Below are 2,912 nucleotides of genomic sequence, written 5' to 3'. Positions count from 1 at the left end.
GCACCAGGTGCAGCTGGAGCTCCTCCAGCGGCACCGAGCGCTCGACCAGCCACTCCAGCGAGGTGATCTCGGCGTTGGCGATCCAGAGGCCCCGGGTCCTTCCCGCTACCGCCGCCGCCCCGCCGCCAGCAGCTCGGGCACGCTGGCGAGCTTCACCCGGGGCCGCCCCTCGGCCTCGCCGCGCTCGCGTTCCGCGCGCTCCACCGCCCGCAGCTCCCGCAGCCCCACCGCGTCCGGCCGCCGGTGACGCACCAGCCGCTCGAAGTCCTTGCGGCCCGCCTCCGGGACGGGCAGCGCCCGGGCGGCCGCGTCGTCCAGCAGCGCGTCCACGGTCTCCCGCGCGCAGGCCCGGTTGGCGCCGATCCCGCCGGACGGCCCGCGCTTGGCCCAGCCCACCACGTACGTCCCCGGCAGCGGCCGGCCGGTCGCCGGGTCGACGACCCGCCCGTTCCGGTGCGCGACCGTCCCGGCCCGCTCGTCGAACGGCAGCCCGGGCAGCGGTACGCCCCGGTGTCCGATCGAGCGCACCACCAGCCCGGCCCGGAGCACGTCCGTCGCCCCCGTGCCCTCGACCCGGCCGTCCGCCGTCGGGGTGGTCCGCTCGACGGTCAGGGCCTCGACCCGCCCGTCCCCGGAGAGTTCGACCGGCGCCGACAGGAACCGCAGCACGATCCGCCGCCCCGGCCCGGGCTCCGCGGACCCGTCGAACGGCACCAGCGGCAGCCCGGCCAGCAGCCCCGCTCCCGCCGCCGCTCCCGCCGCCGTGCCCGACTCCGCGCCGGACCCCGGTCCCGCTTCCGCCCCCGCCGCCTCGATCGCCGCCCGCACCTCCGGGTGGTCCTCGACCACCACCTCTACGCCCGGCAGCTGCCGCAGGGCCAGGAACTCCGCCCTGGTCCACGCCGCCTGTCCGGGCCCGCGCCGGGCGAGCAGCACGACCTCCCGGACCCGGCTGCGGCGCAGCGCGGCCAGGGCGTGGTCGGCGATGTCGGTGGCGGCGAGCCGGTCGGGGTCGGTGAGCAGGATGCGGGCGATGTCCACCGCGACGTTGCCGTTGCCGATCACCACCACGCGCTGGGCCGACAGCTCCACCGCGTCGGCGGGCACGGTCGGTTCGGCGTTGTACCAGCGGACGAAGGCGGTCGCGGGCAGGCTGCCCGGCAGGTCCTCGCCGGGGACGCCGAGCCGTCGGTCGGCGGCCGCGCCGACCGCGTACACCACCGCGTGGTGGTGCGCGGCGAGCTCCTGGTGGGTGAGGTCCGTGCCGATCTCCACGTTGAGGTGCATCCGCAGCCGGGGGTCGCGGAAGACGCTCGCGAAGCTCTCCGCGATCCGCTTGGTGGACTGGTGGTCGGGCGCGACGCCGTGCCGCAGCAGGCCGCCGGTGACCGGCAGCCGGTCGATCATGGTGATCTCGGCGCTGGTGCCGCGCAGCAGTTCCTGCGCGGTGTACCCGGCGGAGGGGCCGGTGCCGACGACCGCGATCCGCAGCGCGCCGAGCTCGTCCGGCAGGCTGCGCGGGAAGCTGGGCGCGCCCCAGGCGTGGTCGCTGGGGTGGTCGCGGAACCAGTCGCGGTTGAGGTCGCCGAACACGGTGTCGGGCCCGCGCAGCCGGTCGACCGGGTACACCGCGTCCACCGGGCAGGCGTCCGCGCAGGCGCCGCAGTCGATGCAGGCCCGCGGGTCGATGTACAGCATGTCGGTGGTGCCGAACTCCGGCTCGTCCGGGGTCGGGTGGATGCAGTTGACCGGGCAGACGGACACGCACGAGGCGTCGTTGCAGCAGGTCCGGGTGATCGCGTAGGCCATGGCCGGGTGGGGTCCTCGCTGCGCGTGGGGGATGGGGCGGCTTGGTGACGACGGTCCGTCAGAGCATGTGCACCCGGCGGTAGACGGCCGCCGAGCGGCTGGTGAGCAGTCCGGTCTCGGCGAGGAAGGCCATCAGGTGCCGGGAGCTGGTGCGCATCATCGCCTTGCGGTGCTCGCTGGCCCGCACCTCGGCGAGCGCCCGCTGCACGTCGAGCCCGGCGGCCTTGTAGACGCCCGGGTGCACCATGCTGGTGACGATGACGTACGCGCCCACGGCGATGCCGGTGGCGGAGGCGCGCCGGCGGGCGGGGCTCGCGTGGCGCATCCGCTCGCGGATCTCCTGCCGGGCGAACTTCATGTGCCGGGACTCCTCGACCACGTGGATCCGGGAGGTGCCGCGGACGATCTCCAGGACGTTCTCGCCGCGCATCCAGTCGCGCTGCATGACGTCGAGCACCTCTTCGGCCACCAGGATGCCGCCGTAGGCGAGTTCGCCCTTGGCGAGCGCCTTGAAGGCGCGGCCGGCCTGGGCGATCAGCTTGTGCGGGCGGTAGGCGGGGACGCCCATCTTGGCGCAGGCCCGGGCGAACATGATCGAGTGGCGGCACTCGTCGGCGATCTCGGTGAGCGCGAACTGGAACGCGGCGTCGGCGGGGTTCCTGAGGTACTGGTCGCGCAGCACCATCTGCTGGAGGATCATCTCGAACCAGATGCCGGTGTTCATGATCGAGCAGACCTCGTGCCGGGTGAGCACGACCCGCTGGCGCTCGGTCATCTCGCCCCACAGCCGGGTGCCGTAGAGGGTGCTCCACTCCGGGTTGAGGCCGTAGTGGTCCTCCGGGAGGGGGGCGTCCCAGTCGATCTCGGTCGAGGGGTCGTAGGAGAGGGTGGCGGCCGACTCCAGCAGCCGCTTCGAGACGTCGTCGTCGGCCTCGGTGTGGCCGTGCCCCGTCTGCCGGGTGAGCGCCATGGCTGCCTCCAGGTGCCTGTCTCCGCGGGCTCCCGCTCACCCGCTTATTAGACGGACAGTACAATAAGAGCCGGTCGCCGAGAACCCCCTGTGCGGCAACGACCCGGCGCGCGGCCGTATGGTTCGCGCCCCC

At 74.5% G+C, this 2,912-nt stretch carries 2 protein-coding genes; both read right to left on the bottom strand.

The genetic code is table 11. From position 1 onward, the window contains the following. Positions 1–105: 105 nt before the first annotated feature. The gene (locus ACIQOV_RS35435) at positions 106–1,809 is read right to left on the bottom strand and encodes an FAD-dependent oxidoreductase (protein WP_401054942.1); all 1,704 of its coding nucleotides are present in this window, start codon (positions 1,807–1,809) and stop codon (positions 106–108) included. Positions 1,810–1,867: 58 nt separating this feature from the next. Next, the gene (locus ACIQOV_RS35430; RefSeq protein ID WP_380545638.1) at positions 1,868–2,779 is read right to left on the bottom strand and encodes a diiron oxygenase; all 912 of its coding nucleotides are present in this window, start codon (positions 2,777–2,779) and stop codon (positions 1,868–1,870) included. Between the last annotated feature and the right edge of the window lie 133 nt (positions 2,780–2,912).

The organism is Kitasatospora sp. NPDC091257, from assembly GCF_044757675.1.
Lineage (GTDB): Bacteria > Actinomycetota > Actinomycetes > Streptomycetales > Streptomycetaceae > Kitasatospora > Kitasatospora lactacystinica.
Note: the sequence above shows the minus strand (reverse complement) of the source record. Positions and strands in the feature narration are given on the sequence as shown.